General features: G+C 76.4%; 3 protein-coding genes. 2 read left to right on the top strand and 1 reads right to left on the bottom strand.

Features of this window, described 5'->3' with window-relative positions; all coding sequences use genetic code 11:
- On the bottom strand, positions 1 to 1168 hold a 1168-nt coding region (locus ACFV4N_RS41740; protein WP_499678227.1), incomplete at its 3' end, for a carboxylesterase family protein.
- A gap of 20 nt (positions 1169 to 1188) precedes the next feature.
- On the opposite strand from ACFV4N_RS41740, the gene ACFV4N_RS41735 reads away from it, so the two are divergent.
- Together ACFV4N_RS41735 and ACFV4N_RS41730 are read left to right on the top strand one after the other, a co-directional pair.
- Positions 1189 to 2688: a pyridoxal phosphate-dependent decarboxylase family protein gene (locus tag ACFV4N_RS41735; protein ID WP_499678226.1), complete on the top strand. Its 1500-nt coding sequence runs from the start codon at positions 1189 to 1191 to the stop codon at positions 2686 to 2688.
- 10 nt (positions 2689 to 2698) lie between these two features.
- Positions 2699 to 3293 (top strand): P1 family peptidase (locus tag ACFV4N_RS41730; protein WP_499678225.1); only part of this gene is annotated, 595 nt, incomplete at its 3' end.

The following is a 3293-nucleotide window of genomic DNA, read 5'->3' as shown; positions in this document are numbered from 1 at the left end:
AGGAGACCCAGGAGGCGAGCACGCGCCGGGCGAGGGCGTGCTCGTCGGGGCCCGGCGCGCCGCCGATGAGGAAGTCGGCGCCCTCCAGGTTGCCGAAGCAGAACGGCAGGTCCGCGTTGTGCCACGCGGGCGGCCTGGTGAAGCGGGCCAGGTGGGCTCGCGGGTGGGCCTCGAACGCGCGGTTGGCGGGCTCGACGAACAGGAAGTCGCCCGCCAGCAGGGTGTGGGCGTCGTCGAACTCGCGGTAGGCGGTCACGACGTGGTCGGGGATGCCCCAGTCGCGCCCGAACCGCAGCAGTTCGGCGGCGGTGCGCGCGACGCGGAAGCCGCCCAGTTCCGCGAACAGCCGGTATTCGGCGTCGGTGTGGGCGAGCAGCAGGTCGACGTGCGGCGGCACGGTGGGCAGCCGGTCGGCGACGGGGCCGAACAGCACCGGGTCGTGGGACAGCGGTCCGGTGCGCTGGGCCTTGGCGAGCCGGGCGGCGGACAGCACGGTGGACTCGGGCGTGGTGGTGTCGACCCACTCGGCGACGCCGCGCGCGAAGCTCGGCGCGTAGACCCGGTTGGGCGGGCTGTGCGCGATCACGCGGCGCACGGGTTCGGCGGCGGCGAGGAACAGCGCCGACGCCGCGCCGGCCGAGTGCCCGGCCACGGTGATGTTGTCGGGGTCGCCGCCGAAGACCTCGATGCCGGCGCGCACCCACCGCAGCGCGGCGCGCTGGTCGAGCAGCCCCCGGTTGTCGGGTCGACCGGGCACGTGCCCGAAGCCCTCGAACCCGACCCGGTAGTTGCAGGTGACCACGACGAGCCCGGCGCGGGCCAGCGCGGCGCCGTCGAAGTCGGGCTGGGCGGATGACCCGAACGTGTAGGCCCCGCCGTGGAGGAAGAGCAGCACGGGTCGGGGGGTGGCCGACGGGGGTGGCGCCCAGACGTTGAGGGTGAGGACGTCCTCGTGGCCCGGTCGCCACATCGGTGTGCCGGGCAGCAGCGCGGCCTGCGGCGCGACGGGCCCGAACTCCAGGCAGTCGACGGGCGGGCCGGCGGGGTCGACGGGTTCGGGTTCGGCGAAGCGGCGCGCCCCGAACGGGGGCTCGGCGTACCGGATGCCCAGGAATGCGTCCACGGACGGGTCGATCGCCCGCCCCCGGAACCGCCCACGTCGCGTCATCGGCGTCTACCCTGCCACGGATGGGTGATCCGCTGAACGACCGGGGGAACGCCGCCGAGGCGCTGGGGCTGGTGGCCGCCGCCGCGGGCCCGTACCTGGACGCGCTGTCCGACCTGCCGGTGCGCGACGCCGCGCACGCCCACCTGCTCGACGACCTCGACGGCCCGCTGCCGGAGGGCGGCGAGGGCGCGCCGGCGGCGGTGGCCGAGCTGCTCCGCATCGGCACGAGGGCCGCGACGCACTCGTCCGGGCCGCGGTTCTTCCACTTCGTCGTGGGTGGCGCGACGCCGGCGGCGCAGGCCGCGGACTGGGTGACGTCGCTGCTGGACCAGGCCGCCGGGCTGTGGCTGACGTCGCCGCTGGCGGCGCGGGCGGAGGCGGTGGTGCTGCGGTGGCTCAAGGAGCTGTTCGGCCTGCCGGCGGGGTACGGCGGGGTGCTCACGCCCAGCGCGACGTTCGCCAACCTGACCGGGTTGGCGTGCGCGCGGTGGTGGTGGGCGCGGCGGCACGGGGTGGACGTGACCGCGGACGGCCTGGCGGGGCTGCCCCGGATGCCGGTGTTCTCCAGCGGTTACGTGCACGCGAGCAGCCGCAAGGCGCTCCAGGTGCTGGGGTTGGGCCGGGACTCGGTGCGCACCCTCACCAGGGACGACGCGGGTCGCCTCGACGTGGCCGCGCTGGACCGGGCGTTGGCGGACGAGGGTCCGGCGGTGCTCATCGGCAACGCGGGCGAGGTCAACGGTGGCGATTTCGACCCGATCGACGAGCTGGCGGACCTGGCCGCGCGGCACGGGGCGTGGCTGCACGTGGACGGCGCGTTCGGCCTGTTCGCCGCGGTGTCGCCGCGCACGGCGCACCTGGTGCGGGGCATCGACCGGGCGGATTCGCTGGCCGCCGACGGCCACAAGTGGCTCAACGTGCCTTACGACAGCGGTTTCGCGTTCGTGCGCGACGGGTCGCTGCTGGGGCGCGCGTTCGGCGGTTGGAACGCCCCGTACCTGCCGGAGCCGGACGAGGTGTTCGTCAACTACAACAACCTGGGTCCGGAGTCGGCGCGGCGCGCGCGGGCGCTGCCGATCTGGGCGGCGTTGCGCGCCTACGGCCGCGAGGGGCACCGGGCGATGGTGGAGCGGCACCAGGACCTGGCGCTGCGGGTGGGTCGCCGCATCGCGGAGTCGCCGGACCTGGAGCTGCTGGCGCCGGTGACGGTGTTCGTCGTGTGCTTCCGCTTCCGCCCGCCGGGTGTGCCGGGTGAGGAGCTGGACGGGCTCAACCGCCGGTTGGGCGAGGAGCTGGTGGCCGACGGCCGCGTGTACGCGGGGACCACGGTGTACCGGGGCGTGGTGGCGTTGCGGCCGGCGATCGTGAACTGGCGCACCACCGAGGCGGACGTGGACCTGCTGGTGGCGGTGGTGCGGGAGATCGGGGCGCGGCTGCTCGCCGAGCGGGCCGGGCCGGACGGGGCGGCCGGACCCGGCGGGACAGCAGGACCGGACAGCCGGCGCGGGGGCGGCAAGTAGCATCGCGGTCGTGCGCAACGCGATCACCGACGTGCCCGGTGTGCTGGTCGGGCACGCGACGCGGATCGGCGGCGGCGCGCTGACCGGTGTGACGGCGGTGCTGTTCCCGCCCGGGGCGCTGGTGTCGGTGGACGTGCGCGGCGGCGGTCCGGCGACGCGGGACACGGCCGCGCTCGACCCGCGGCACGGTGGCCGCGAGGTGCGCGGCGTCCTGCTGACCGGCGGCAGCGCGTACGGCCTGTCGGCGGCCGACGGCGCGGAGCGGGAGCTGGGCGGTGTGGTGCCCGCCGCGGCGCTGTTCGACCTGGGGCGCGGTGGCGACTTCGACGCCCGGCCGGGTGCGGCGGAGGGCGCCGAGGCGGTGCGGAACGCGGGCCGCGAGGTGGCGCAGGGCAACGTCGGCGCGGGCACGGGCGCGCTCAACGCCGCCGTGAAGGGCGGTCTGGGCACCGCGAGCGCCGTGCTGCCGGGCGGGGTCGTGGTGGGCGCCGTGGCCGCGCTCAACGCGGTGGGCCCGTCGGTGGACGTGACGACCGGGCTGCCGTTCGCCGCGCGCCTGGGCGTGCCGGGCGAGTTCCCGGAGCCGGGCGGGGACGACCTGGAGG

Origin of the sequence: Actinosynnema sp. NPDC059797 (assembly GCF_042732085.1) — a bacterium.
In the GTDB taxonomy this organism is placed as follows: Bacteria; Actinomycetota; Actinomycetes; order Mycobacteriales; family Pseudonocardiaceae; genus Actinosynnema.
The sequence above is the reverse complement of the archived record's forward strand: the minus strand, read 5'-3'. Positions and strand labels throughout refer to the sequence as shown.

What these genes read in the sequence shown, in the direction of transcription:
- ACFV4N_RS41735 (WP_499678226.1), top strand. Translation starts at nt 1,189, where the DNA reads ATGGGTGATCCGCTGAACGACCGGGGGAACGCCGCCGAGGCGCTGGGG.